The organism is Mesorhizobium sp. P2_C7 (genome assembly GCF_056404515.1).
Window position 1 is genome coordinate 91,103 of the sequence record NZ_JBFUDW010000019.1, and the last position, 25,640, is coordinate 116,742.

General features: G+C 64.2%; 23 protein-coding genes and 1 riboswitch. Of the genes, 8 read left to right on the forward strand and 15 right to left on the reverse strand.

Annotated elements, in window-relative coordinates; genetic code table 11:
* Nucleotides 1-7: 7 nt before the first annotated feature.
* The 14 genes from AC1D2G_RS30500 to AC1D2G_RS30565 form a co-directional block, all read right to left on the reverse strand.
* Nucleotides 8-1,513, reverse strand: a complete 1,506-nt coding sequence (locus AC1D2G_RS30500) for an NADH-quinone oxidoreductase subunit M (protein ID WP_095087237.1) — start codon at nt 1,511-1,513, stop codon at nt 8-10.
* Nucleotides 1,513-3,486: an NADH-quinone oxidoreductase subunit L gene (gene nuoL, locus AC1D2G_RS30505; RefSeq protein WP_477418734.1), complete on the reverse strand. Its 1,974-nt coding sequence runs from the start codon at nt 3,484-3,486 to the stop codon at nt 1,513-1,515. Before nuoL ends, AC1D2G_RS30500 begins: the two co-directional genes overlap by 1 nt.
* Nucleotides 3,487-3,496: 10 nt before the next feature.
* Nucleotides 3,497-3,805 (reverse strand): NADH-quinone oxidoreductase subunit NuoK, encoded by a 309-nt coding sequence (gene nuoK, locus AC1D2G_RS30510; protein ID WP_023676620.1) that lies wholly within the window; start codon nt 3,803-3,805, stop codon nt 3,497-3,499.
* A 1-nt stretch (nt 3,806) separates the two neighbouring features.
* A complete protein-coding gene (locus AC1D2G_RS30515) occupies nt 3,807-4,427 on the reverse strand; it encodes an NADH-quinone oxidoreductase subunit J (RefSeq protein WP_095087233.1) in 621 nt (206 codons plus the stop codon).
* A 127-nt stretch (nt 4,428-4,554) separates the two neighbouring features.
* Nucleotides 4,555-5,046: an NADH-quinone oxidoreductase subunit NuoI gene (gene nuoI, locus AC1D2G_RS30520; protein ID WP_023812382.1), complete on the reverse strand. Its 492-nt coding sequence runs from the start codon at nt 5,044-5,046 to the stop codon at nt 4,555-4,557.
* Nucleotides 5,046-6,089 (reverse strand): NADH-quinone oxidoreductase subunit NuoH, encoded by a 1,044-nt coding sequence (nuoH, locus tag AC1D2G_RS30525; RefSeq protein WP_477395541.1) that lies wholly within the window; start codon nt 6,087-6,089, stop codon nt 5,046-5,048. The genes nuoI and nuoH overlap by 1 nt, the downstream gene beginning before the upstream one ends.
* A 2-nt stretch (nt 6,090-6,091) precedes the next feature.
* On the reverse strand, nt 6,092-8,173 hold the full coding sequence (gene nuoG, locus AC1D2G_RS30530; protein WP_477395542.1) for an NADH-quinone oxidoreductase subunit NuoG: 2,082 nt from the start codon (nt 8,171-8,173) through the stop codon (nt 6,092-6,094).
* 73 nt (nt 8,174-8,246) lie between these two features.
* Complete coding sequence (locus AC1D2G_RS30535; RefSeq protein ID WP_457152116.1) at nt 8,247-8,945, reverse strand: NADH-ubiquinone dehydrogenase; 699 nt, start codon at nt 8,943-8,945, stop codon at nt 8,247-8,249.
* 101 nt (nt 8,946-9,046) lie between these two features.
* Nucleotides 9,047-10,351: an NADH-quinone oxidoreductase subunit NuoF gene (gene nuoF, locus AC1D2G_RS30540; protein ID WP_095087224.1), complete on the reverse strand. Its 1,305-nt coding sequence runs from the start codon at nt 10,349-10,351 to the stop codon at nt 9,047-9,049.
* 10 nt (nt 10,352-10,361) lie between these two features.
* Nucleotides 10,362-11,645: an NADH-quinone oxidoreductase subunit E gene (locus tag AC1D2G_RS30545; protein ID WP_477418736.1), complete on the reverse strand. Its 1,284-nt coding sequence runs from the start codon at nt 11,643-11,645 to the stop codon at nt 10,362-10,364.
* On the reverse strand, nt 11,646-12,836 hold the full coding sequence (locus AC1D2G_RS30550; RefSeq protein ID WP_095087220.1) for an NADH-quinone oxidoreductase subunit D: 1,191 nt from the start codon (nt 12,834-12,836) through the stop codon (nt 11,646-11,648). It lies immediately after the preceding gene.
* Nucleotides 12,837-13,038: 202 nt separating this feature from the next.
* Nucleotides 13,039-13,641: an NADH-quinone oxidoreductase subunit C gene (locus AC1D2G_RS30555; protein ID WP_477418738.1), complete on the reverse strand. Its 603-nt coding sequence runs from the start codon at nt 13,639-13,641 to the stop codon at nt 13,039-13,041.
* Nucleotides 13,642-13,645: 4 nt separating this feature from the next.
* The gene (locus tag AC1D2G_RS30560) at nt 13,646-14,227 is read right to left on the reverse strand and encodes a NuoB/complex I 20 kDa subunit family protein (RefSeq protein ID WP_095087216.1); all 582 of its coding nucleotides are present in this window, start codon (nt 14,225-14,227) and stop codon (nt 13,646-13,648) included.
* Nucleotides 14,218-14,583 carry an NADH-quinone oxidoreductase subunit A gene (locus AC1D2G_RS30565; protein WP_095087214.1) on the reverse strand — a complete coding sequence of 122 codons (366 nt, stop codon included), beginning with the start codon at nt 14,581-14,583 and terminating at the stop codon, nt 14,218-14,220. The genes AC1D2G_RS30560 and AC1D2G_RS30565 overlap by 10 nt, the downstream gene beginning before the upstream one ends.
* Before the next feature lie 330 nt (nt 14,584-14,913).
* Here AC1D2G_RS30565 and AC1D2G_RS30570 point away from each other — a divergent pair, with 330 nt between their 5' ends.
* The 8 genes from AC1D2G_RS30570 (at nt 14,914) to AC1D2G_RS30605 (ending at nt 24,899) form a co-directional block, all read left to right on the forward strand.
* Nucleotides 14,914-16,113 (forward strand): winged helix-turn-helix domain-containing protein, encoded by a 1,200-nt coding sequence (locus AC1D2G_RS30570; protein ID WP_477418740.1) that lies wholly within the window; start codon nt 14,914-14,916, stop codon nt 16,111-16,113.
* Nucleotides 16,114-16,142: 29 nt separating this feature from the next.
* Nucleotides 16,143-16,348, forward strand: a riboswitch (cobalamin riboswitch).
* Nucleotides 16,349-16,387: 39 nt separating this feature from the next.
* Nucleotides 16,388-16,816, forward strand: a complete 429-nt coding sequence (locus tag AC1D2G_RS30575; protein WP_477418742.1) for a DUF1636 family protein — start codon at nt 16,388-16,390, stop codon at nt 16,814-16,816.
* Nucleotides 16,817-16,818: 2 nt separating this feature from the next.
* Nucleotides 16,819-17,856: a cobalamin biosynthesis protein CobW gene (cobW, locus tag AC1D2G_RS30580; protein ID WP_477418744.1), complete on the forward strand. Its 1,038-nt coding sequence runs from the start codon at nt 16,819-16,821 to the stop codon at nt 17,854-17,856.
* Nucleotides 17,857-17,874: 18 nt separating this feature from the next.
* Nucleotides 17,875-21,234, forward strand: a complete 3,360-nt coding sequence (gene cobN / locus AC1D2G_RS30585) for a cobaltochelatase subunit CobN (protein ID WP_477418746.1) — start codon at nt 17,875-17,877, stop codon at nt 21,232-21,234.
* Nucleotides 21,231-22,748, forward strand: coding sequence for a precorrin-3B synthase (cobG, locus tag AC1D2G_RS30590; protein ID WP_457150221.1), 1,518 nt, complete (start codon nt 21,231-21,233; stop codon nt 22,746-22,748). Before cobN ends, cobG begins: the two co-directional genes overlap by 4 nt.
* 2 nt (nt 22,749-22,750) lie before the next feature.
* Nucleotides 22,751-23,383, forward strand: coding sequence for a precorrin-8X methylmutase (locus AC1D2G_RS30595; RefSeq protein ID WP_457150222.1), 633 nt, complete (start codon nt 22,751-22,753; stop codon nt 23,381-23,383).
* Nucleotides 23,380-24,138, forward strand: coding sequence for a precorrin-2 C(20)-methyltransferase (locus tag AC1D2G_RS30600; protein WP_457150223.1), 759 nt, complete (start codon nt 23,380-23,382; stop codon nt 24,136-24,138). Before AC1D2G_RS30595 ends, AC1D2G_RS30600 begins: the two co-directional genes overlap by 4 nt.
* On the forward strand, nt 24,135-24,899 hold the full coding sequence (locus AC1D2G_RS30605; RefSeq protein WP_477418748.1) for a precorrin-3B C(17)-methyltransferase: 765 nt from the start codon (nt 24,135-24,137) through the stop codon (nt 24,897-24,899). Before AC1D2G_RS30600 ends, AC1D2G_RS30605 begins: the two co-directional genes overlap by 4 nt.
* On the opposite strand, the gene AC1D2G_RS30610 is transcribed toward AC1D2G_RS30605, so the two are convergent.
* Nucleotides 24,887-25,639: a cobalt-precorrin-6A reductase gene (locus AC1D2G_RS30610; protein WP_477418750.1), complete on the reverse strand. Its 753-nt coding sequence runs from the start codon at nt 25,637-25,639 to the stop codon at nt 24,887-24,889. The two genes, AC1D2G_RS30605 and AC1D2G_RS30610, sit on opposite strands and share 13 nt — an antisense overlap.
* Nucleotide 25,640 lies beyond the last annotated feature (1 nt).

Genomic DNA, 25,640 nt, shown 5'->3' on the forward strand with positions numbered 1-25,640 from the left:
CCTTGGGTTAATTCGCCGCCGCGGTCTGCGCGGCGCCGATGGATGCAGTGACATTGGTGACGAGCGACTTGACCGATTGGGCCGTCGCGTCGAAGACGGGCGCCGGATAGACGCCGAAGAATATGACCAGCACGACCAGCGGGTAGATGATCACCTTCTCGCGCGGCGACAGATCGAGCAGGCCCTTCAGGCTGTCCTTGGTCAGCGCGCCGAAAATCACCCGGCGATAGAGCCACAGCGCATAGGCTGCCGACAGGATGACGCCGGTGGCTGCGAAGAACGCCACCCAGGTGTTGACCCGGAAGACGCCGAGCATGGTCAGGAACTCGCCGACGAAGCCGCTGGTGCCGGGCAGGCCGACATTGGCCATGGTGAAGACCATGAACACGGTGGCGTATTTCGGCATGTTGTTGACCAGCCCGCCATAGGCGTCGATCTCGCGCGTGTGCATGCGGTCGTAGATAACGCCGACGCACAGGAACAGCGCGCCCGAGACAAGGCCGTGGCTGAGCATCTGGAAGATCGCGCCCTGCACGCCTTCCTGGTTCATGGCGAAGATGCCCATGGTCACGAAGCCCATATGGGCGACCGAGGAATAGGCGATCAGCTTCTTCATGTCCTCCTGCATCAGCGCCACCAGCGAGGTGTAGATGATGGCGACGACCGACAGCGTGAACACCAGCGGCGCGAACATTTCCGACGCCAGCGGGAACATCGGCAGCGAGAAGCGCAGGAAGCCGTACCCGCCCATCTTGAGCAGGATTGCGGCCAGGATCACCGAGCCCGCTGTCGGCGCTTCGACATGCGCGTCAGGCAGCCAGGTGTGCACCGGCCACATCGGCATCTTCACCGCGAAGGAGGCGAAGAAGGCGAGCCACAACCAGGTCTGCATGTTGGCCGGGAAATTGTGCGTCAAAAGCGTCGGGATGTCGGTCGTGCCGGACTGATAGAACATCGCCATGATGGCGAGCAGCATCAGCACCGAGCCGGCCAGCGTGTAGAGGAAGAACTTGAACGAGGCATAGACGCGCCGCTTGCCGCCCCAGACGCCGATGATGATGAACATCGGGATCAGGCCGGCCTCGAAGAAGACGTAGAACAGCACGATGTCCAGCGCACAGAACACGCCGATCATCAGCGTTTCGAGCAGCAGGAAGGCGATCATGTAGGCCTTGACGCGCTTCTCGATCGCTTCCCACGAGGCCAGGATGCAGAGCGGCATCAGGAACGTCGTCAGGATGACGAACAGCATTGAAATGCCGTCGACGCCCATATGGTAGGAGATGCCGGAGTCGAGCCAGGCAACCTTCTCGACGAACTGGAAACCCGCTTGCGAATTGTCAAAGCCGGTCCAGATGAACAGCGAGATGATGAACGTGAACGTCGTCGTCAACAGCGCGATGGCGCGGATGTTGCGGCGCGCGTTTTCACTGTCATCATTGATGAACAGGATGAGCAGCACACCAACCAGCGGCAGGAAGGTGACCAGCGAGAGGATTGGCCAGGCGGTCATCAGAGCATCATCCAGGTGACGAGTGCGGCAACGCCGATCAGCATGGCGAAGGCATAGTGGTAGAGGTAGCCGGTCTGCAGCTTGACGACGCGGTCGGTGACATCGATGACGCGCGCCGAGATGCCGTCAGGACCAAGACCGTCGATGATGGTGCCGTCGCCGGTCTTCCACAGGAAACGACCGAGCCGCTTGGCCGGCCGCACGAACAGGAAGTCGTACAGCTCGTCGAAATACCACTTGTTGAGCAGGAAGGCGTAGAGCAAGCGGTGGTTGGCGGCGACGCTTCGCGGCAATTCCGGCGAGCGGATGTAGAACTTCCAGGCCAGCGCGAAGCCGATCAGCATAGCGATGAAGGGCGAGAGCTCGACCCACAGCGGCAGTTCGTGGATTTCGTGCAGGATGTGGTTGTCCGGCAGTGTGAACAGCGATGCCTTCCAGAACTCGGCATAGCCCTCGCCGATGAAGGCGCCGTGGAAGATGATGCCGGCGAACAGCGCGCCAGCGGCCAGGATGAACAGCGGCACCAGCATCACCGGCGGCGATTCATGGACGTGGTGCATCACCTCATGGCTCGCCCGCGGCTCGCCATGGAAGGTCATGAAGATCAGCCGCCAGGAATAGAAGGAGGTGAAGCAGGCGGCGATGACCAAAAGCACGAAGGCGAGGCCGGCAACCGAATTGTGGCCGGCAAAGGCGCTTTCGATGATGGCGTCCTTGGAGAAGAAGCCGGCGGTGCCGATGACCGTCACCGGAATGCCGACACCGGTCAGCGCCAGCGTGCCGATCACCATCATCCAGTAGGTGGTCGGGATCAGCTTGCGCAGGCCGCCCATGTTGCGCATGTCCTGCTCGTCGGAGACGGCGTGGATGACCGAGCCCGAGCCGAGGAACAGCAGCGCCTTGAAGAAGGCATGGGTGAACAGGTGAAAGATCGCGGCACCGTAGGCGCCGACGCCGAGCGCCACGAACATGTAGCCGAGCTGCGAACAGGTCGAATAGGCGATGACGCGCTTGATGTCGTTCTGGACGAGGCCGACGGTTGCCGCGAAGAAGGCGGTGAAGGCGCCGATGAAGGTCACGACCGTCAGCGCCGAATGCGACAGTTCGAACAGCGGCGACAACCGCGCCAGCATGAACACGCCCGCCGTCACCATGGTGGCGGCGTGGATGAGTGCGGAGACCGGCGTCGGGCCTTCCATGGCGTCCGGCAGCCAGGTGTGCAGCGGCACCTGCGCCGACTTGCCCATGGCGCCCATGAACAGCAGCAGGCAGACGATCGTCATTGCCGACTGCTTGTCGAGCGCGTGCCCGAGGAAGGTCAGCACGGCGGCACCTTGCGGCGCGCCTTCAGCGGGAATGAACGTCGCCGCATTGGCGAAGATGGTGCCCAGATTGACCGAACCGAACAGCACGAACAGACCGAAAATGCCGAGCGCGAAGCCGAAATCGCCGACTCGGTTGACGACGAAGGCCTTGATCGCGGCGGCGTTGGCCGACGGCTTCTTGTACCAGAAGCCGATCAGCAGGTAGGACGCGAGACCCACCCCTTCCCAGCCGAAGAACATCTGCACCAGATTGTCGGCGGTCACCAGCATCAGCATGGCGAAGGTGAACAGCGACAGATAGGCGAAGAAGCGCGGCCGGTTCGGATCGTGGTGCATGTAGCCGATCGAATAGATGTGGACCAGCGCCGACACAGTGTTGACCACCACCAGCATCACCACCGTCAGCGTGTCGATCCGGAGTGCCCAGGACGCTTCCAATCCGCCCGACTGGATCCAGCGCAGCACCGGCACGGTGAACACCTCGCCATGGCCGAAGCCGACGCTGAAGAACGCAACCCACGACAGCACCGCCGCGATCACCAGGAAGCCTGAGGTGATGTATTCGGACGCCTTGGCGCCGAGCGACGTGCCGAACAGGCCGACGATCAGGAAGCCGAGCAGGGGAAGGAAGACGATGGCCTGATACATGGTGGTTCCGTCAACCCTTCATCATGTTCACGTCTTCGACCGCGATCGAGCCGCGGTTGCGGAAGAAGACGACGAGAATGGCAAGTCCGATGGCAGCCTCGGCCGCCGCGACCGTCAGCACGAACAGCGCGAACACCTGGCCGACGAGATCGCCGAGTGCGGCGGAGAAAGCGACGAAGTTGATGTTGACCGCGAGCAGGATCAGCTCGATCGACATCAGGATGACGATGACGTTCCGGCGGTTCAAAAAGATGCCGAACACGCCGAGCGTGAACAGGATCGCCGATACGGTCAGATAATGTGCGATGCCGACGACCATCTCAGACTCCTTCGCCCGACTTGACCTTGCGGATTTCCATGCCGGTCGCCGCGGTGCGGCCGACCTGGGCTGCGATCGACTGCCGCTTGACCCCTTCCTTGTGGCGCAGCGTCAAGACGATGGCGCCGATCATGGCGACCAAGAGCACGAGGCCGGCGATCTGGAAGTAGTAGAGGTAGTCCGTATAGAGGATGTCGCCGAGTGCTGCCGTATTCGAGCGCGTGGCGAGGTCCGGAATGGGCTTGGAGACCGTCGAGGCGAGCTGCGGTGCGAATGTGTAACCGCCCAGCACGACGATAAGCTCCGCCGCCAGGATCAGCCCGACCAGCGCGCCGATCGGCGCATACTGCAGCGCGCCTTCCTTCATCTCCGCGAAATCGACGTCGAGCATCATGACGACGAACAGGAACAGCACCATGACCGCGCCGACATAGACGACGAGCAGGATCATCGCCAGGAACTCGGCGCCGGTCAGCATGAACAGGCCGGCCGCGTTGAAGAAGGTCAAGATCAGGAACAGCACCGAATGCACGGGGTTGCGCGACGAAATGACCATGAACGCCGACGCCACCGCGACAAAGGCGAAGAGGTAGAAAAAGGCCGCCTCTAGTCCACTCAGCATGGGGTTCCCCCGGGTTCCTGTCCGGACCGGCTCTCGCCATGTCCGCTTCTGTGGCTTGGTACCGCCTCCGGTTCCCAAGTCGCGTTGTCCTTAGACGAGGCCCCTCGCCCCGTCCATGCGTCAAATATCAGCGATACGGCGAGTCCAGCGAGATGTTGCGCGCCAGTTCGCGCTCCCATCGGTCGCCATTCGCCAAAAGCTTGTCCTTGTCGTAGTAGAGCTCTTCGCGCGTCTCCGTAGCGAATTCGAAATTGGGCCCCTCGACGATGGCGTCGACCGGGCAGGCTTCCTGGCAGAAGCCGCAATAGATGCACTTCACCATGTCGATGTCGTAACGCACCGTGCGGCGCGTGCCGTCATTGCGGCGCGGGCCGGCTTCGATGGTGATCGCCTGCGCCGGGCAGATCGCCTCGCAGAGCTTGCACGCAATGCAGCGCTCCTCGCCGTTGGGATAGCGGCGCAGCGCATGCTCGCCACGAAAGCGCGGGCTGGTCGGCCCCTTCTCGTGCGGATAGTTGATCGTCTCCTTCGGTGCGAAGAACTGGCGCATCGACAGGAAGAAGGCGCTGACGAAATCCTGCAGCAGCAGCGATTTTGCGGCTTGGGACAGAGCGGACATCACGCAAACCCCGTGATCTTGAGGAAGGCGGCGGTGGCGACCACCATGAACAGCGAGATCGGCAGGAACACCTTCCAGCCGAGCCGCATCAGCTGGTCGTAGCGGTAGCGCGGGACGAAGGCCTTCACCATGGAGATGCCGAAGAACACAAAGCAGACCTTTAGCACGAACCAGATGACGCCCGGCACCCAGGTGAACGGCGCGAAGTCGAAGGGCGGCAGCCAGCCACCGAGGAACAGGATGGTGGCCAGCGCGCACATCAGCACGATGGCGACATACTCACCGAGGAAGAACAGCAGGAACGGCGTCGACGAATATTCGACCATGTGGCCGGCGACCAGTTCCGATTCAGCTTCCACCAGGTCGAAGGGCGGCCGGTTCGTCTCGGCCAGCGCCGAGATGAAGAAAATGACGAACATCGGGAACAGCGACAGCCAGTGCCAGTCGAGGAAGGTATTGGGCAGGCCGAGCTTGGTGCCCAGCCCATCCTGCTGCGACATCACGATGTCGGACAGGTTGAGCGAACCGGCGCATAAAAGCACGGTGACGATGACAAAGCCGATCGAGACTTCATAGGACACCATCTGTGCGGCCGAACGTAACGCGCCGAGGAACGGATATTTCGAGTTGGACGCCCAGCCGCCCATGATCACGCCATAGACCTCGAGCGAGGAGATCGCGAAGACATAGAGGATGCCGACATTGACGTTGGCGATCGCCCAGCCCTGGTTGACCGGAATGACCGCCCAGGCCGAGATCGCCAGCACGGCAGAAACCAGCGGCGCCAGGAGAAAAACGCCCTTGTTGGCGCCGGACGGGATGACCGGTTCCTTGAAGACGAACTTCAAAAGATCGGCGAAGGCCTGCAGCGTTCCCCATGGGCCGACCACGTTCGGGCCGCGGCGCAGCTGCACCGCCGCCCAGATCTTGCGGTCGGCGTAGAGGATGTAGGCGACGAAGATCAAAAGCACGACGATCAGCACGACCGACTTGAGAAGGATCAGCAGCGCCGGCAGCACGTAGAAGGAGAAGAAAGTGTCCATGCTTATTCCGCCGCCTGCTTGAAGCCGCTCTTGGCCAGTGCCGAGCATTCCGCCATCACGGCCGATGCCCGCGCGATCGGGTTGGTCAGGTAGAAGTCCGCGACCGGCGAGGTGAAGGTGCCCTTGTTCAGCCGCCCGCCGAGCTTCGCCACCTTGGCGATGTCCTCGGCATTGCCGGCCGCGACCTGGTCGATGCGGGCCAGATGCGGGAATTCGCCATAGAGCTTCGCACGCAGCTGCGGCAGCGAATCGAACGGCAGCTTCTTGCCCAGTACATCCGACAGCGCCCGCAGGATCGCCCAGTCCTCGCGCGCATCGCCCGGCGCGAAGCCGGCGCGGTTGGTCTGCTGCACGCGGCCTTCGGTGTTGACATAGGTGGCCGACTTTTCGGTGTAGGCTGCCGCCGGCAGGATGACATTGGCACGGTGCGCGCCCTGGTCGCCATGCGTGCCGATATAGACGACGAAGGCGCCGCCGGTCTTGGCCATATCGATCTCGTCGGCGCCAAGCAGGAACAGCAGTTCCATCTCGCCCAGCATACCGGCGACGTTCTTGCCGCCCTCGCCCGGCACGAAGCCGAGATCGAGGCCGCCGACGCGACCGGCCGCATTGTGCAGCACTGCAAAGCCGTTCCAGTCCGCCCTGGCGGCGTTGACGGCGGCGGCGAGCTTTGCCGCCTGGCCGAGCACGGCCGCACCATCGGCGCGCGCCAGCGCGCCCTGGCCGACGATGATCAGCGGATGCGTCGCCTTCTTCAGCGTCTGGAAGAATTTGCCATTGCCGTCGGCCAGATCCTTTAGCGAGTCCGGTCCGGCGCCCAGTTGTTCATAGTCGTAGCGCGTGTCGCCGACATCGCCGATGACGCCGACCGGCAGATTGCCGATCCGCCAACGCTTGCGGATGCGGGCGTTGAGCACCGAGGCTTCATAGCGCGGATTGGCGCCGATGATCAGCACCGCGTCGGCCTGCTCGATGCCCTCGATGGTCGGGTTGAAGATATAGCTGGCCCGTCCGAGGGCCGGATCGAGTGCGGCGCCGTCCTGACGGCAGTCGGTGTTCTTCGAACCGAGCGAAGCCATCAGCAGCTTCAGCGCATAGATTTCCTCGACCGCGGCCAGATCGCCTGCAATGGCGCCGATCTTTTCTGGTGTTGTCTTCGACACCGCATCCTTGATCGCGGCGAAGGCCTCGGCCCAGCTTGCCGGTGCCAGTCTGCCATCCTTGCGCACATAGGGGCGGTCGAGCCGCTGCGTGCGCAGACCGTCCCAGATGAAGCGGGTCTTGTCGGAGATCCACTCCTCGTTCACCTGCTCGTTGACGCGCGGCAGGATGCGCATCACTTCGCGGCCGCGGCTGTCGACGCGGATCGCCGAGCCGACGGCGTCCATCACGTCGATGGATTCGGTCTTGGTCAGTTCCCACGGCCGCGCCTGGAAGGCAAACGGCTTCGAGGTCAGCGCGCCGACCGGGCAAAGGTCGATGACATTGCCCTGCAGCTCCGAGGTCATCGCCTGTTCGAGATAGGTGGTGATCTCGGCGTCCTCGCCGCGACCGATCAGGCCGAGTTCGGAAATACCGGCGACTTCGGTGGTGAAGCGGACGCAGCGCGTGCAATGGATGCAGCGGTTCATCACCGTCTTGACCAGCGGGCCGATATACTTGTCTTCGACCGCGCGCTTGTTCTCGTGATAGCGCGAGGAATCGACGCCGAAGGCCATCGCCTGGTCCTGCAGGTCGCATTCGCCGCCCTGGTCGCAGATCGGGCAATCCAGCGGATGGTTGATCAGCAGGAATTCCATCACGCCCTCGCGGGCCTTCTTGACCATCGGCGTGTTGGTGAAGATTTCCGGCGCCTCGCCATTCGGGCCGGGGCGCAGGTCGCGCACTCCCATGGCGCAGGAGGCCTGCGGCTTGGGCGGTCCGCCCTTCACCTCGATCAGGCACATGCGGCAATTGCCGGCGATCGACAGCCGCTCATGGAAGCAGAAACGCGGCACTTCCGCGCCAGCGTCTTCCGCCGCCTGCAGCAGCGTGTAGTGGTCGGGTACAGTGATCTCTTTCCCGTCGACCTTGAGCTTTGCCATTCGCCTCAAACCCCTGCGGATTTCCCGCAATCTCTTGTCCCGGGCACGGTCGAAACCGCACCCGGCATTTCATTCATTTCCCGACGGCGAGTGCCGACGCCTGGGCAGTCCAATCGTCACGGACGATACGGCCGGTGAGCGACAAATAATCTTCGACCCAGGCAACCTCTTCCGGCACCCATGCGGCGATCTGGGCATATGTCCAGATACCCAGGCCATTGAGAACCTTCTCCAGCTTCGGACCGATGCCCGATATCGCCTTGAGGTCCGACGGCTCCGCCGGCTTGTCCATAGCCTTCGGCTGCCTGAAATCCTCCGGCATCAACCCGGCCGGAGCCGGGCCTGCTGCTGGGCCGCCATCGGCGACCGGCACTGCGTCGGCTGCCTCCCTGGCAACCATGTCAGTCACGTCCTGCGCGAAGGATTGCGCTTCGGCAATCAAGGTCTTGGTCGCCGCGCGAGCGGCCTTGGAGGCGCTCTTTTCCGTCTCCGGGAAGCGCTCGGTGCGCGCCTCGAAATCATCGACGATCGGCTGCAGCAGCCGTTGCGAGGCTTCGGCAGCCCCCGAGAGTGCGCCCAGCCAGACGCCGAAGGCGTGGTTCGCCAGCCCGATACCGAGCGCCGACATCGCCGCGGCACCCGCCACAGGATGCGCGAGAAGGTTGACGGCGCTCGCCATCTCCTTCGGCATCATCCTGGTCAGATCCTGGTTCATCTTCTCGAACTGGTCCAAATTGGGCATCAATGAGTAGGGTGTCGAATACGGCGCCATAGATATCTCCTGGTCGTTTCTTCGTTCGCCCGCCCCGGTTGTCTCAAATCGGGCACTTGCCCGCATTCCGCTCCGGGCTTTCGCCCGAATTCACAAAGTCTCTATTCCGCCGCCACCATCACCGGCTCGGCCCGGTGCGCATTGCGCGAAAACTCGTCGATGCGGCGTTCCACCTCGCCGCGGAAATGCCGCATCAGACCCTGGATCGGCCATGCCGCCGCGTCGCCCAGCGCGCAGATCGTGTGGCCCTCGACCTGCTTGGTGACGTCGAGCAGCATGTCGATCTCGCGCTTCTGCGCTTCGCCGCGCACCAGCCGTTCCATCACCCGCCACATCCAGCCGGTGCCTTCACGGCACGGCGTGCACTGGCCGCAGCTCTCGTGCTTGTAGAAGTAGGAAAGCCGCGCGATCGCCTTCACGATATCGGTCGACTTGTCCATGACGATGACAGCCGCCGTGCCGAGGCCGGATTTGAGGTCGCGCAACGCGTCGAAATCCATCGGCGTATCGATGATCTGCTCTGCCGGCACCAGCGGCACCGAAGCGCCGCCCGGAATGACCGCCAGGAGATTGTCCCAGCCGCCGCGAATGCCGCCGCAATGCGTCTCGATCAGCTCGCGGAACGGGATCGACATCGCCTCTTCGACGGTGCACGGGTTGTTGACGTGGCCGGAGACGCAAAACAGCTTGGTGCCGACATTGTTGGGCCGGCCGAAGGACGAGAACCAGGCGGCACCGCGGCGCAGGATGGTCGGCGCAACGGCGATCGATTCGACATTGTTCACGGTTGTCGGGCAACCATACAAGCCGACATTGGCCGGAAATGGCGGCTTCAGCCGCGGCTGGCCCTTCTTGCCTTCGAGGCTTTCGAGCAGCGCCGTCTCCTCGCCGCAGATATAGGCGCCGGCGCCATGGTGCATGTAGATGTCGAAGTCGTAGCCGGACGTGTTGTTCTTGCCGATCAGCTTGGCTTCGTAGGCCTCGTCGATGGCACGCTGCAGTGCCTCGCGCTCGCGGATGAACTCGCCGCGAACATAGATGTAGGCGGCAATCGCACCCATGGCGAAGCCGGCGAGCAGCGCGCCCTCGACCAGCGTATGCGGGTCATTGCGCAGGATGTCGCGATCCTTGCAGGTGCCGGGCTCGGATTCGTCGGCATTGATGACGAGGTAGCTCGGCCGGCCGTCGCTCTGCTTGGGCATGAACGACCATTTCAGGCCTGTCGGGAAGCCGGCGCCGCCACGCCCGCGCAGGCCGGATGCCTTCATCTCGTTGACGATCCACTCGCGCCCCTTGGCGACGATGCCGGGCGTGTTGTCCCAGGCGCCACGCGCCATCGCGCCGGCCAGCGACTTGTCGAAGAGGCCGTAGATGTTGTTGAAGATGCGGTCTTTGTCCTGAAGCATTTTTCGTCCCTCAGACCGGCTTCTTGCCGAAGACGCGGATGTATTCGGCGACGCCACCCTTGGCGAGCGCCTTGGCCTGCTTGACCCAGTCGTCGCGATCGATGCGGCCGTGGAAAGCGAGATAACCGTCCACCCACTCGCGCTCGGCCTTCTTCCAGGAAGCAACCTGCGCGAAGGTGAAAATGCCCAAGGAATGCAGGACGCCCTCGATCTTCGGGCCGACACCAGAGATCAATTTGAGGTCGTCGACCAGCGCCGGCCTGTCGATGCCAGCCGGGCGGTTCTTGTCCTCGAGCGACGGCTTGGCCGGCTTGTCAGCCTTCGCGGCTGGCACCTTGATCTCCGGCGCCTTGAAGGCGGCTGCCGGCTCGGCCTTGGTCCTCGGGCCATTGCGCTGCTTGGAAACCTGCTCGACTTCGGGGGCCGCCTTGTTGGCATTGGCGGCCGAATGCGGCGGGGCCGAAACGCTCGCCGCCTTTTCAGCTGCCGGCGCGACCTTGGTCTTTGAAGGCGTCTTCAAGGCCGGGCTGGTTTCAGGCGCATCGGTCTTCGGCTTGCTGGCATTGGACGGTGCGACAGGAGCGGCAGCGGGCGCGACCGTGGCGATTATCGCGTCGGGCGCCGCCTTCGCGGCCTTGGCCGCCTCCCTGGCTTCCTTGTCGCGGGTCGACTTGAGGATCGCCTTTTCGCTCTTCAGGGTCGTGAGGCCGGAGGCTGGCTCCGAGCCGGTACGGCCGTTCTGCGGCCCCGGCGCCACCGAGGCGCCCTTGCCGGCGCCGTAGAGATCGATGATCTCGGCCAGCCGCTCTGGCGTCAGATCCTCGAACGTGTCCTTGAAGATCATCACCATCGGCGCGTTGACGCAGGCGCCGAGGCACTCGACCTCTTCCCACGACAAGGTGCCCTTGTCGTTGGTGTGGAACTGATCGTGATGGATTTTTGAGCGGCACACATCCATCAGCGCTTCCGAGCCACGCAGCATGCAGGGAGTGGTGCCGCAAACCTGGATGTGGGCGCGGGTGCCGACCGGGCTCAACTGGTACTGCGTGTAGAAGGTGGCGACTTCCAGCCCTCGGATACGGGGCATGCCGAGCATGTCCGAAATCGTCTCGATCGCCGCCTTTGTCACCCAGCCTTCCTGCTCCTGCGCCAGCATCAAAAGCGGAATGATCGCCGACTGCTCGCGGCCCTTGGGATATTTCTTGAGCCATTGCTTCGCCGCTGCCGTATTCGCCCGATTGAAGGCGAAGGATGCTGGCTGGACGCTGGCTTCTGCGAGACGGCGGACTGACATTTAGCGATCGACCTCACCAAACACGATGTCGAGGGAGCCGAGAACGGCGGTGACGTCGGCCAGCATGTGGCCGCGGCAGAGGAAATCCATCGCTTGCAGATGCGCGAAACCGGGCGCGCGCAGCTTGCAGCGGTAGGGCTTGTTGGAGCCGTCGGAGACGAGATACACGCCGAACTCGCCTTTCGGCGCTTCGACCGCCGCATAGACCTCGCCGGCCGGCACGCGGTAGCCCTCGGTGTAGAGCTTGAAGTGATGGATGAGCGCTTCCATCGAGCGCTTCATCGCCTGGCGCTTCGGTGGCACCACCTTGCCATCGAGGTTCGACACAGGGCCGGTGCTCTCCTTGCCGAGCAAGAGGTCGACACACTGGCGCATGATCTTCGCCGACTGGCGCATTTCTTCCATGCGCACGAGGTAGCGGTCGAAACAGTCGCCGTTCTTGCCGATCGGAATGTCGAAATCCATTTCCGAATAGCATTCATAGGGCTGCGACTTGCGCAGGTCCCAGGGCGCGCCCGAACCACGTATCATCACGCCCGAGAAGCCCCAGGCCCAGGCATCGGCCAGGGAGACGACGCCGATGTCGACATTGCGCTGCTTGAAGATGCGGTTGCCGGTGAGCAACTGATCGAGGTCGTCGATCGACTTCAGGAACGGGTCGATCCACTTGCCGATGTCCTCGACCAGCTTCTGCGGCAGGTCCTGATGGACGCCGCCGGGGCGGAAATAGGCCGCATGCATGCGCGAGCCGGAAGCGCGCTCATAGAACACCATCAGCTTCTCGCGCTCGACAAAGCCCCACAGCGGCGGCGTCAGCGCGCCGACGTCCATCGCCTGGGTCGTCACATTGAGGATGTGCGACATGATGCGGCCGATCTCGCAGTAGAGCACGCGGATCAGCTGGCCACGCTTCGGCACTTCGATGCCGAGCAGGCGCTCGGCGGCCAGCGCGAAAGCATGCTCCTGGTTCATCGGCGCGCAATAGTCGAGCCGGTCGAGATAAGGCACCGCCTGCAGGTAGGTCTTGGCCTCGATCAGTTTTTCGGTGCCGCGATGCAGCAGCCCGATATGCGGATCGACGCGATCGACGACTTCGCCGTCCAGCTCCAGAACGAGGCGCAAAACACCGTGCGCCGCGGGGTGTTGCGGGCCGAAATTGATGTTGAAGTTGCGGACGGAGGTTTCAGCCACGGCTCACGCGTCTCCAGGCCATCTCTTGAAGGCCAACACCCACAAAAGAACGACATTCACTAGTGGCACCATCATCAAAATGCTCAGCGCGGATGGCCAACCAGCCCTTGGAAAGATCCGCCAGTAGGGCACAATCAGCACTACGCAGATAATAGCCAAGATAAGCCAATGCCAAATTGAGAAACTGCCCATCCCTAACCCCTCACTGCTTCGCCTTCTCATCCCCAGGCAGCACGTAGTCCGTGCCTTCCCAAGGGGAGAGAAAATCGAAATTGCGAAATTCCTGCTTGAGCTCGACCGGCTCATAGATGACGCGCTTGGCCTCGTCGTCGTAGCGCACCTCGACGAACCCGGTCAGCGGGAAATCCTTGCGCAGCGGATGGCCTTCGAACCCATAGTCGGTCAACAGGCGCCGCAGATCGGGATGGCCCGAGAACAGCACGCCATAGAGATCGTAGGTCTCGCGCTCGAACCAGTCGGCGCCGCGATAGACGCCGGTGATCGACGGCACCATCGTCTCCTCGTCGGCCTGCACCTTGACGCGGATGCGCACGTTCTGCTTCGGCGACAACAGGTGATAGACGACGTCGAAGCGCTTGGCCCGCGACGGATAGTCGGCGCCGCAGACGTCGATGATCGAGATGAACTGGCAGCGCGTATCGTCGCGCAGGAAAGTCGTCACCTCGACCAGATTGCGCGGCTCGACATGGACGGTGAGTTCGCCGTAGGCGATCGCCGCGTCATTCACGCGGCCGATCAGCTTCTCGCCGAGATAGGTCGACAGTTCGCTCAGGGATGCGGTCATGGATTTACCGTTCGATCGTACCGGTGCGGCGGATCTTCTTCTGCAACAGAAGAATGCCGTAAAGCAGCGCTTCGGCGCTCGGCGGGCAGCCGGGCACATAGATGTCGACCGGCACGACGCGGTCGCAGCCACGCACCACCGAATAGGAATAGTGATAGTAGCCGCCGCCATTGGCGCAGGAACCCATCGAGATGACGTAGCGGGGCTCCGGCATCTGGTCGTAGACCTTGCGCAGCGCCGGCGCCATCTTGTTGGTCAGCGTGCCGGCGACGATCATGATGTCGGACTGGCGCGGAGACGCGCGCGGCGCAACGCCGAACCGCTCCGAATCGTAGCGCGGCATCGAAGTATGGATCATCTCGACCGCACAGCAGGCGAGGCCGAACGTCATGAACATCAGCGAACCGCTGCGCGCCCAGGTGATCAGCGCCTCGGTCGAGGTGACGAGAAAGCCCTTGTCGGCCAATTCGTTGTTGATCTCGAGGAAGAAAGGATCGTCGGACCCTACCGGCCTGCCGGTGTTGGGATCGATCAGACCCTTGGGCTTCGGCGCGACGAGCGTGCCGGAACTGTCGTTCAATCCCATTCCAGCGCTCCTTTTTTCCATTCATAGGCAAAGCCGATTGTCAGCACCGCCAGGAAGACCATCATCGACCAGAAGCCGAGCATGCCGATCTTCGAGAACGAAACCGCCCACGGAAACAGGAAGGCCACTTCCAGATCGAAGATGATGAACAGGATCGACACCAGGTAGAATCGGATGTCGAATTTCATGCGGGCGTCGTCGAACGAGTTGAAACCGCACTCGTAGGCGGAAAGCTTTTCGGGATCGGGATTGCGGTAGGCGACCAGGAAGGGGGCGGCCAGCAGCGCCAGGCCGACGACCAGGGCCACGCCGATGAACAGGACGATGGGCAGGTATGAACCTAGAAGTGCGTTCATGCTCGGCTTTCCGTTGGCGCCAATCCACGTTGATTACAGCACCGGACCCTAATGCGGAAGCGTGACAGTTTAACCGCTGAACCGTTTTAAGGGCCTATGCTGCAACGCGGCGAGGGTTAGCGCAGCACTTCCAGCGAAGCAAGTCAAACCTTGTTCAAAACGCGGTGCTGGACGGCATATCCGAGGAAACTGGTCCGATCCGCTCCTGTTTGATTTCCTTCGCTTTTTACTCCACTTTTGTCTCCTGACAAGGTTGCCGCCAAAACCCTGCTAGCATGGGCCGGAATCACCCATCAGAACTTCGGCCAACCACCTCAGAGTAATGCCTGCATGAAGGAAAAGATCTCGCTTGCCATGGCCCGGCGCATCGCGCTCGCCGCCCAGGGGTTTCTCGATCCCCGCCCTGTCGGTACGCCCGACCGCCGCCATTTCGCCCGCGTTCTCTCCCGCATCGGCCTGCTGCAGATCGATTCCGTCAGTGCGGTGGTGCGCGCTCATTATATGCCGCTCTATTCGCGCCTTGGCCCCTACCCACTCGCCTTGCTCGACAACGCGGCCGTGACGCGCAAGCGCACGGTGTTCGAATACTGGGCACACGAAGCCTCCTTCTTGCCGGTCGAGACCTATCCGCTGATGCGCTGGCGCATGCAGCGGGCCGAGCGCGGCGACGAAATGTATCTCGGTCTCGCCAAATGGGGCCGCGAACACGCTGGCTACATCGAACAGATCTATCGCGAGGTCGCCGATCGCGGGCCGATCGCCGCCTCCGCGCTCGAAGGCCAGAAAGGCTCGGGCGGCTGGTGGGGCTGGAGCCATGCCAAGCACGCCTTCGAATGGCTGTTCTGGGCCGGGCGCATCACAACCGCACACCGTCGCGGTTTCGAGCGGTTCTACGATCTGCCGGAGCGCGTGCTGCCGCAAGCGATCCTCGACCTGCCGGTGCCCGCCGCCGAGGACGCGCACCGCGAGTTGCTGTGCATTTCCGCCCGAGCCCACGGCATCGCGACATCAGGCGACCTGCGGGACTATTTCCGCCTGTCCCCAGCCGACATGAAGGGCCGGCTGGAGGAACTGGTCGAACTCGGAGAGTTGTTGCCGGTGCGTGTAGAAAGCTGGGATAAGCCGGCTTATCTTCACAGGGACGCCCGTCTGCCACGCAAAATCGAGGCCCGCGCCCTCCTGGCGCCGTTCGATCCGGTCGTCTTCGAACGGTCGCGCACCGAGCGGCTGTTCGATTTCCACTATCGCATCGAGATCTATACCCCGGCCGATAAACGCCAGTATGGCTACTACGTCCTGCCGTTCCTGCTCGGCGACCGGATCGTCGGCCGCGTCGACCTCAAGGCCGATCGCCCCGCCAGTGTTCTGCGCGTCCATGCGGCCTATGCCGAGCCGGGCGCGCCGCTTGAAACCGCTGCAGAACTCTTCGATGAATTGAAGCAGATGCAGGGCTGGCTCGGCCTTGAACGTATAGAGGTGACATCAGCCGGCGATTTGGGTCCGGCGCTGGCCGACCTGAGCGTGTCGTAAGCCCACGTTGACACCACTGCCCGCAAAAGCCTAAATCCGCTGCAGACGGTCTCTTCTCTTCAACGAGAGGAGCCAAGAGGGAATGCGGTGCGAAATTCCGATTTCAAATCCGCGGCTGTCCCCGCAACTGTAAGCGAAGAGCCAAGGCCGAAAGCCACTGGGGTATTCCCGGGAAGGCGGCTACCCAAGGCGATGACCCGCGAGCCAGGAGACCTGCCGTCTGCGACTGTAGAATCCGATCGCCCGGCGGGTTTCCGGGCAAGGAGCCCGATTTTTGGACCACGACAGCAGTTTTTCCGCTGGCACAGCGGACAATTCATCCGGCGAGAGCGATGCCCTTGCCGGCGTGACGGTCATCGTCTGTGCCTCCTGTCGCGATGAAACAGGTTCCGATGCTCATCCCCGCGCCGGCGAACTGCTCGCGGACGACACGCGTCACGCCGCGTCTGGCGAATCCATCCGCGTCCGCAGCGTCGAATGCCTCGGCAATTGCAAGCGCCGGCTCAGTGCCGCCATCCTGCGCGATGGCTGCTGGAGCTACGTCTTCGGCGACCTGACCACAGCCAGCGGTGCCGATCTCGTCACCGGCGCCAAACTCTTCGCCACCTCGACTGACGGCCTGATCCCGTGGCGCGGCCGTCCCGATAGCCTGAAGCGCGGCCTCGTGGCCCGCATCCCTCCCCTCGACCTGCTTAAGGACTGATCATGACTGCCTCCGTCTCCCGCGTCCCCTGCACCGTCGTCACCGGCTTCCTCGGCGCCGGCAAGACGACGCTGATCCGCCATCTCCTGGAAAACGCCGGCGGCAAGCGGATCGCCATCATCGTCAACGAGTTCGGCGACATCGGCATCGACGGCGAGATCCTGAAGGGCTGCGGCATCGACACCTGCCCGGAGGAAAACATCGTCGAACTGGCCAATGGCTGCATCTGCTGCACCGTTGCCGACGATTTCGTGCCGGCGCTCGACCAGATCCTGTCGCTGTCGCCGAAGGTCGACCATATCCTGATCGAGACCTCGGGCCTGGCTCTGCCGAAGCCACTGGTCCAGGCCTTTCAGTGGCCGACGGTGAAGAGCCGCGTGACGGTCGATGGTGTCATCGCCGTCGTCGACGGTCCCGCACTCGCCGAGGGCCGCGTCGCCAATGACATGGACGCACTTCAGGCACAGCGCGCCCAGGATGAGACGCTCGATCACGACGATCCGGTCGAGGAAGTGTTCGAGGACCAGATCGCCTGCGCCGACCTGATCATCCTGTCGAAGAGCGACCTGATGGACACCGCGGGCTCCGCCCGCGCCAACGCCATCATCAACGAGCACATCGCTCGCGCCGTGAAGATCGTGCCGACGTCGCAAGGCAAGGTCGATCCGTCGGTGCTGCTTGGTCTTGGCCTTGCCGTCGAGGACGATATCGAGAACCGCAAGACCCACCACGACGACGAACTCGACCACGAGCACGACGACTTCGATTCTTTCGTCATCGACATTGCCTCGGTCGCCAGTCCGGACGAGTTGGCAAAGCGCGTCGCCACCGCCGCCGAGGAAGAAAACGTGCTGCGCGTGAAAGGCTTCGTCGAGGTCGGCGGCAAGCCGATGCGGCTGTTGCTGCAGGCCGTAGGACCGCGCGTCAATCACTACTACGACCGGGCCTGGACGGCCGGGGATGACCGCCGCTCGCGCCTCGTCGTCATCGGCCTGAAGGGGCTGAACCGCCCGGCGATCGAGCGTATACTCGCCGGCTGACGCAAACCACGGGCCGAGATGCACATCCTCACCACGACCTCCGCCTCGCTCGACGATCTCGCCGAGCCGGTCGATCTGCGGCAGACGCCGGCGGATATCGTGGCCCTGTCCTTCACCGACAGCGATCTCGCCGGACTGGCGGCGGCATGGAAGGCCGATGCCGAGCGCCTGCCCTCGATGCGGCTGGCGGCTTTGCGTGACCTGCGCCATCCGATGTCCGTCGACCTCTGGGTCGACAGCGTCGCCCGCCATGCCAAAGTCATCCTCGTGCGCATTCTGGGCGGCTACGACTGGTGGCGCTACGGCTGCGACCAGCTTGCCTCGACCGCGCGCGCGCGCGGCATAAAACTGGCGCTGCTGCCCGGCGAATGCCGCGACGAGGATCTGCGCCTGATCGAAGCCTCGACACTGCCGCGCGAGGAACTCGACGGCCTGCTCGACTATTTTCGCGAGGGCGGTCCAGCCAATATGAGCGCGCTGGTGCAGAAGCTGGCGCGGCTGGCAGGGTCTGAAGCAACAATTTCGGCGCCTGTCGCCGTACCGAAGGCTGGGTACTATGAGCCGGGCCGCGGCGTCGTCCCCCTTCCCCTCGAGGGGCAGGGAAATGCTGTGATCCCCATCCTGTTCTACCGCTCGATGCTGCTGGCCGCCGATGTCGCACCGATCGACGCCCTTTTTGAAGCGCTGCGGCAGCGCCGTATGACGCCGGTCCCCATCTTCGTCTCCAGCCTCAAGGACCCGGTATCGCTGGCGTTCGTCGAAACCGCGCTGGCGGCGTTGAAACCTGCCGCCATCGTCACCGCGACCGCCTTCGCGTCCGGCGCCGAACCCGGCGTCGAAACCCTGTTCGATCGTGCCGGCGTGCCGGTCTTCCAGGTCATCGTCGCCACCACCCGCCGCGACATCTGGGAAAACAACCAGCGCGGCCTGGCGCCCGCCGACCTCGCTATGCATGTCGTGCTGCCCGAACTCGACGGCCGCATCCTTGCCGGCGCCATTTCCTTCAAGGGCGAGAGCGAGGTCGATCCCGCACTTGGTCACCGCGCCTTCGCCAACCGGCCGGAGCCCGATCGTGTGGCGCAAGTGGCGGACCGTGTCGCGGCCTTCATCAAGCTGCAAGAAACGCCGAGCGCCGAGCGCAAGCTTGCCATCCTGATCCCCGATTATCCCAGCGCCCCCGGCCGCACCGGCTATGCCGTCGGCCTCGACGTGCCGTCCAGCGTGCTGGCGATGCTGCAGGACCTCAAGGGACAGGGCTATGCCGTTGACGGGATTCCGCAAACGCCGCGTGCGCTGCTGGATTTGCTGGAAAGTTCAAACCACGGGCTGAAGCTTGACGACTATCTGTGCTTCTCAACCGAACTGCCGAGGGCGGCGATAGCTGCCGTAGAAGGCGCCTGGGGTAAGGCGAAAGATGAAACAGGTTTGCGCGAGGTGCTAACCTCCGCAAAATTCCCCTTCCGCGCCGCCACCTTCGGCAACGTCACCGTGGCGCTTGCTCCCGACCGCGGCCGGTCAGTGGATCGGCGCGCCGATTATCACGACCCGACGCTGCCGCCGCGGCATGCGCTGATCGCCTTCGGCCTGTGGCTGCGCAAATCGCTCGGCGCTCATGCGCTTGTCCATGTCGGCGCCCATGGAACGCTGGAATGGCTGCCCGGAAAGACGGTTGCGCTCAGCCAAAACTGCTTTCCCGAGATCGTCACCGGCCCCTTGCCCGTGATCTATCCCTTCATCGTCTCCAACCCCGGCGAAGCCGCACAGGCCAAGCGGCGCATCGCCGCCGTCACCCTTGGGCATCTGCCGCCGCCGCTGACCGGCGCCGGACTGGACGAGGATCAGCACAGGCTCGAACGCCTGGTCGACGAATATGCCCAGGCCGACGGGCTCGACCGCCGCCGCCGCGACCGCCTCGCAAAGCTGATCGTCGACACCGCGCAGAAGACCGGCCTCGCCTCCGAAGCCGGCGTCGCCAAAACCGATGCACCCGACGAGGCGCTGCGCCGCATCGACGCCTGGCTCTGCGACCTCAAGGATTTCGCCATCAAGGACGGGCTGCATATCTACGGCCGCGCCTCCAACGACGAGCCTGACGCCATGCGGCGTCAAAGCGCTGAAGCCGAGAAGACGGCATTGCTGGCAGCACTCGATGGCCGCCACGTCAAGGCCGGCCCGGCAGGGGCGCCGGCGCGCGGCCGCGCCGATGTATTGCCCACCGGTCGCAACCTGTTCACGTCGGACCCGCGCACCATGCCGACGCCGACCGCCTATGACCTCGGCAGGGCGGCGGCGGAGGAAGTGGTGCGTGGCTATATGCAGTCGCATGGCGACTGGCCGCGTTCGCTGGTCATCGACCTCTGGGGCTCAGCCTCGCTGCGCACCGGCGGCGAGGAGATTGCACAAGGCCTGGCGCTGATGGGCTGCCGGCCGCAATGGGATGCCGCGACCGGCCGCATCAACGGCATCGAGGTGCTGCCGCCGGCAACCGTCGGCCGACCACGCGTCGACGTCACCTGGCGCATTTCCGGCCTGTTCCGAGACATGTTCCCAACCCAAATCGCACTGATCGATGCCGCGGCCAACGCCGTTGCCGCCCGCGACGAGGAGGATTCGGAAAACCCGCTGGCGGCCAAGACCCGCGCGGATGGCAAGATCAGCCCGCGCATCTTCGGCACTTCGCCCGGCACTTACGGCGCCGGCGTCGAGGACTTGCTGTCGAGCGGCGACTGGGCGGCGCGCGAAGAGATCGGCCGCGCCTATCTCGACGCCACCTCGCATGCCTATGGCGGCGCTGGGGGCGAAGGCGTCTCGGCACCCGGCGCCTTCGAGGGTCGCATCGCCGAAGCCGATCTTCTCGTCCACACCGGCGACGACCCTGGCCGCGATATCCTCGAAGGCTCCGCCGACGTCGCCTTCATCGGCGGATTTTCGGCAGCGCTTGCGGCGCTTGGCAGGAATGCCGACGTCATCGTGCTCGACACCACCGATCCGCAAAAGCCGAAGCCGCGTTCGCTCAGTGAGGCGGTGGCCCGCGTCGTGCGGGCCCGCGCCGTCAATCCACGCTTCGTCTCAGGCCAGATGCGCCACGGCCCGCGCGGCGCCTCCGAATTCGCCGAAACCGTTGACCGGCTGGTCGGCTTTGCCGAAACCACCCTCGCGATATCAGGCACGCTGATCGAGGCGGTGCATGACGCCTATCTCGGCGATCCCCTGGTGCGCGCCTTCATCCTGCGCGAGAACCCTGCCGCCGCCAAAGTCATCGCCGAACGCTTCCTGTCGGCCCGGCGGCGCGGGCTCTGGCATCCCTTGCGCAATTCTATCGACGACGACCTCGCCGCCCTGATTGCCGAGGCTGAAGCGCTTGGGGTTGCGGCATGAACGCCTTCTCGCGTCGCGGCGCCTGTCCGGCTCTGGCAGCCCCCATGCAGACCGGCGATGGTCTGCTGGTGCGGCTCAACCCCGTTGCTGGAGGCCCATCTTCTGGAGGATTGTCGCCAAAGCTTTTGATCGCACTCGCCGAATCGGCCCTGCGGCACGGCAACGGCATCATGGAAGTCACCGCGCGCGGCAGCCTGCAGATACGCGGCCTGACATCGGAAAGCGCGCCGCTGCTGGCGACCGAGGTCGATGCGCTTGATATCGCGGTGCGCACCGGCGTGCCGGTCGAGACCGGGCCGCTGGCCGGCATCGATCCGCAGGAGGTTCCCGATCCCCAGCCGTTGGCTGAACGGATCAGGACAGCGGTCGAAGAAGCCGGGCTCACGCAACGGCTCGGCCCGAAGGTTTCAGTCGTTGTCGACGGCGGCGGGCAGCTTCGACTGGATTCGGTGACGGCCGATGTGCGGCTTGCCGCGACGCGCACTGATGCGGGAGTTCGGTGGCTGGTGTCTGTCGCGGGTGATGGGCGGAATGCAAGGCCGCTGGCCACGGTGGAAGACGATGCTGCATGCGATATTGCCGTTGCCGTGCTCAGGATGATTGCCGAGAAGGGCCGCGAAGCCCATGCGAGGGATTTGACCGAGAGGCAGCTAGCTTCTCTTGCAAGTTGGCACTCCGTCCCACCCCCCTCTGTCCTGCCGGACATCTCCCCCGCAAGGGGGGAGATTGCGCTCTCATCTCCGCTTTCGCTAGTCGTAGGCGTTGCAGCAATCACTCAGCGTCCAAAAGGAGAGCCGGCAGCAGAACTGCCGATCTCCCCCCTTGCGGGGGAGATGTCCGGCAGGACAGAGGGGGGTGGGCAGGATCGCTATCCTGCGCCATCGACTCGCTCTCCCATCGGAACTTTCGACCTCGCCGCCTCTGGCGTCGCCCTCGGCATCGCCCTCCCCTATGGCAGCATGCCGGCGGACAAGATCATCAGCCTCGCCCAAGGCGCCCTCGCCCTCGGCACGTCGGAAATCCGCCTCGCCCCCGGCCGCGCGCTGCTCTTCCTCGGCCAGCCGACAGCCGCCAACCGGCCCCTTCAGGACACCGCAACCACCCTCGGATTCGTCACGGACGCCGCCGATCCGCGCACACGCATCGCCGCTTGCCCCGGTACACCGGCCTGCGCTTCCGGCCGGATCGCCACGCGCGACATTGCCGAGACGATTGCCGCTGAAAATGCCGACATCCTCGACTTCACCTTGCACATTTCCGGCTGCGCCAAGGGCTGCGCCCATCCGGGCAAAGCTGCACTTACCCTGGTCGGCGGCGAAAACGGAGCCGGACTTGTCGTGAACGCGACGGCAAAGGGCCTTCCTGCCAGCTACAGGCCGGGCTATGACGCCGCGCGCGGCATCAGCCGCGTCGCGGCAGCAATCCGCAGCGCACGACTTCCCGGCGAAACCGCCGCCGCTTGCCTGACAAGGCTTGGCGCGGCCGGCATCGCCGAGGCTTACCGACAGGAATGAGCATGGCCGCCTACGACTACATCCACGACGGCACGGCGATCTACGAGCGCTCCTTCGCCATCATTCGCGCCGAGGCCGACCTGTCGCGCTTCTCCGAAGCAGAGGCCGATGTCGCGATCCGCATGATCCATGCCTGCGGTCAGGTCGAAGCTGCCAGCCATTTTGTCTTTTCGACGGATTTCGTTGCCGCCGCGCGCACGGCACTTTCGGCTGGGGCGCCAATCTTCTGCGACGCCGAGATGGTTTCGCATGGGGTCACCCGCGCCAGGCTGCCGACCGGCAACGAGGTGATCTGCACCTTGCGCGACCCGCGCACACACGAAATCGCCAGGGAGATCGGCAACACCCGTTCCGCGGCCGCCATCGACCTGTGGGGAGAGCGCATGGCCGGTTCGGTGGTCGCCATCGGCAATGCGCCGACCGCGCTCTTCTATTTGCTGGAAAAACTGCGCGACGGTGCGCCGAAGCCGGCGGCGATCATCGGCATGCCGGTCGGCTTCGTCGGCGCGGCCGAATCCAAGGATGCGTTGGCCGAGAATTCCTATGGCGTGCCCTATGCCATCGTGCGCGGCCGGCTTGGCGGCAGCGCCATGACTGCCGCCGCACTCAACGCCCTGGCGAGGCCTGGCCTGTGAACGCGCTCCCCAAAGGCCGTCTCGTCGGTGTCGGCACCGGTCCCGGCGACCCCGAACTGTTGACGCTGAAGGCCGCTCGGGCCTTGGCCGAGGCCGATGTCGTGGCGTATTTCGCCAAGCGCGGCAACAACAGCAACGCGCGCGCCATCGTCGAAGCCCAATTCCGCCCGGGCATGACGGAACTGCCGCTGCTCTATCCCGTCACCACCGAAATCGACAAGGATCACGACGACTACCGTTCGCAGATCGCCGGTTTCTACGAGGAGTCAGCCGAGAAGGTCGCCGAACACCTTGAAGCAGGCAGGATGGTTGCCGTGCTGTCCGAGGGCGACCCACTGTTCTACGGCTCCTACATGCACCTGCATGTGCGGCTCGCCCATCGCTTCCCGACCGAGGTCATTCCCGGCGTCACCGCCATGTCCGGCTGCTGGTCGGCGACCGGTTTGCCAATCGTCCAGGGCGACGATGTGCTGACGGTGTTGCCGGGCACGATGAACGAGTTCGAACTCACCCGGCGGCTGGCCGACACCGACGCCGCCGTCATCATGAAGGTCGGCCGCAACCTGCCCAAGATCAGGCGAGCGCTGGAGGCAACCGGCAAGCTGGCGCGCGCCGTCTATGTCGAGCGCGGCACCATGGCCGGCAGCGTCTCGATGCGACTTGCCGACAAGCAGGACGACAAGGCGCCTTATTTTGCCATCGTGCTGGTCGCCGGCTGGTCCGGCCGGCCCGGCGCCTTGGGAGCGCAGGCATGAGCGGCCGTATCACCGTCATCGGGCTCGGGCCCGGCAATGCCAATCAGGTGACGCCTGAGGCCAGCCACGCGGTGGCGCAGGCAGCGTTCTTCTATGGCTATAAGCCCTATCTCGACCGGCTCGAATTGCGCCCGGACCAGACTCGCGTTGCCTCCGACAACCGCGAGGAACTCGCCCGCTCCAAGGACGCCTTGACCAAAGCCGCGGAAGGCCATGACGTCGCCGTCGTTTCCGGTGGCGACCCCGGCGTCTTCGCCATGGCGGCTGCGGTCTGCGAGGCGATTGAGGCCGGCCCGGCTGAATGGCGTGCGGTCGATGTCAATGTGGTGCCCGGCATCACCGCCATGCTCGCGGTTGCCGCCCGCATCGGTGCCCCGCTCGGCCATGATTTCTGCGCCATTTCGCTGTCCGACAATCTGAAACCCTGGGAACTGATCGAGCTGCGCCTGCTGGCGGCGGCCGGCGCCGGCTTCGTCATCGCGCTCTACAATCCGATCAGCAAGGCGCGCCCCTGGCAACTCGGCCGCGCCTTCGAATGCCTGACCGCCATCCTGCCCGGCACCACGCCGGTGATTTTCGGCCGTGCCGCCGGCCGTCCGGACGAGCGCATCGACGTGTTCCTACTGGCCGATGTCGACGCACAAAAAGCCGATATGGCGACCTGCATCATCATCGGCTCGCCAGAAACCAGGATCATCAAGCGCAACGACAGACCTGCGCTGGTCTACACGCCGCGCTCGTCCACAGGTCAGAGAAGATGATCGGCCCCGAACTGGTTGACAATGGCGGCCAGCGCTTCGACGGTTTCAGCCGAAGGAACATCCGGCAAGGCCGGCCTGCGGACCATGACCACCTCGATGCCAAGTGCTCGCGCCGCGGCGATCTTTCCATAGGTCGCCTCGCCGCCGCTGTTCTTGGACACTACGATGTCGATGCGATGCTCTTCGAGCAGCGTACGTTCTTCCGCCTCGCGGAACGGCCCCCGGGCCAAAAGATAGTGAGCATCGGGAACGGCCAGCTTCGGCTCGACCGCATCGACGCTGCGGATGAGATAGTGATGCTGGGGCGCTGCTTCGAAAGCGGCAACCTCTTGCCGGCCCAGAGCCAGAAAGGCGCGACGAGGCGCCGGACCCAGCGCGTGCACGGCGTCGCCGACGTTGTCGACCTGCGTCCAGCGGTCGCCTTCGACAGGCTCCCAACCCGGCCGCCTCAGGGCCAAAATAGGCACGCCGGCCACGTGCGCGGCTTGCGCGGCATTGGCCGAGATTCGCGCTGCGTAGGGATGGGTGGCGTCGATCAGAAGGTCGGTGCGCGTGTCCCGCAGATAGGCAGCCAGTCCATCGGCGCCGCCGAACCCTCCGGTTCGCACAGGCACCCCTTGCGCAACCGGGCTTTCGGTACGGCCGGCCAGCGACAGCGTGACCGAGGCACGCGCCGCCAGTTTTCCAGCCAGCTGCCGGGCTTCCGTGGTTCCGCCGAGGATCAGAATGCGGTGGGTCATC

Excerpts from the sequence above, each read along its gene's own strand:
- AC1D2G_RS30610 (WP_477418750.1), bottom strand. The coding sequence starts at position 25,639 with ATGACCCACCGCATTCTGATCCTCGGCGGAACCACGGAAGCCCGGCAG.
- AC1D2G_RS30515 (WP_095087233.1), bottom strand. The coding sequence starts at position 4,427 with ATGCTGAGTGGACTAGAGGCGGCCTTTTTCTACCTCTTCGCCTTTGTC.
- AC1D2G_RS30570 (WP_477418740.1), top strand. The coding sequence starts at position 14,914 with ATGAAGGAAAAGATCTCGCTTGCCATGGCCCGGCGCATCGCGCTCGCC.
- AC1D2G_RS30545 (WP_477418736.1), bottom strand. The coding sequence starts at position 11,645 with ATGTCAGTCCGCCGTCTCGCAGAAGCCAGCGTCCAGCCAGCATCCTTC.
- nuoL (WP_477418734.1), bottom strand. The coding sequence starts at position 3,486 with ATGTATCAGGCCATCGTCTTCCTTCCCCTGCTCGGCTTCCTGATCGTC.
- AC1D2G_RS30595 (WP_457150222.1), top strand. The coding sequence starts at position 22,751 with ATGGCCGCCTACGACTACATCCACGACGGCACGGCGATCTACGAGCGC.
- AC1D2G_RS30565 (WP_095087214.1), bottom strand. The coding sequence starts at position 14,583 with ATGAACGCACTTCTAGGTTCATACCTGCCCATCGTCCTGTTCATCGGC.
- cobW (WP_477418744.1), top strand. The coding sequence starts at position 16,819 with ATGACTGCCTCCGTCTCCCGCGTCCCCTGCACCGTCGTCACCGGCTTC.
- AC1D2G_RS30605 (WP_477418748.1), top strand. The coding sequence starts at position 24,135 with ATGAGCGGCCGTATCACCGTCATCGGGCTCGGGCCCGGCAATGCCAAT.
- nuoI (WP_023812382.1), bottom strand. The coding sequence starts at position 5,046 with ATGTCCGCTCTGTCCCAAGCCGCAAAATCGCTGCTGCTGCAGGATTTC.
- cobN (WP_477418746.1), top strand. The coding sequence starts at position 17,875 with ATGCACATCCTCACCACGACCTCCGCCTCGCTCGACGATCTCGCCGAG.
- AC1D2G_RS30500 (WP_095087237.1), bottom strand. The coding sequence starts at position 1,513 with ATGACCGCCTGGCCAATCCTCTCGCTGGTCACCTTCCTGCCGCTGGTT.
- AC1D2G_RS30560 (WP_095087216.1), bottom strand. The coding sequence starts at position 14,227 with ATGGGATTGAACGACAGTTCCGGCACGCTCGTCGCGCCGAAGCCCAAG.
- nuoG (WP_477395542.1), bottom strand. The coding sequence starts at position 8,173 with ATGGCAAAGCTCAAGGTCGACGGGAAAGAGATCACTGTACCCGACCAC.
- nuoF (WP_095087224.1), bottom strand. The coding sequence starts at position 10,351 with ATGCTTCAGGACAAAGACCGCATCTTCAACAACATCTACGGCCTCTTC.
- nuoK (WP_023676620.1), bottom strand. The coding sequence starts at position 3,805 with ATGGTCGTCGGCATCGCACATTATCTGACCGTATCGGCGATCCTGTTC.
- AC1D2G_RS30535 (WP_457152116.1), bottom strand. The coding sequence starts at position 8,945 with ATGGCGCCGTATTCGACACCCTACTCATTGATGCCCAATTTGGACCAG.
- AC1D2G_RS30555 (WP_477418738.1), bottom strand. The coding sequence starts at position 13,641 with ATGACCGCATCCCTGAGCGAACTGTCGACCTATCTCGGCGAGAAGCTG.
- cobG (WP_457150221.1), top strand. The coding sequence starts at position 21,231 with ATGAACGCCTTCTCGCGTCGCGGCGCCTGTCCGGCTCTGGCAGCCCCC.
- nuoH (WP_477395541.1), bottom strand. The coding sequence starts at position 6,089 with ATGGACACTTTCTTCTCCTTCTACGTGCTGCCGGCGCTGCTGATCCTT.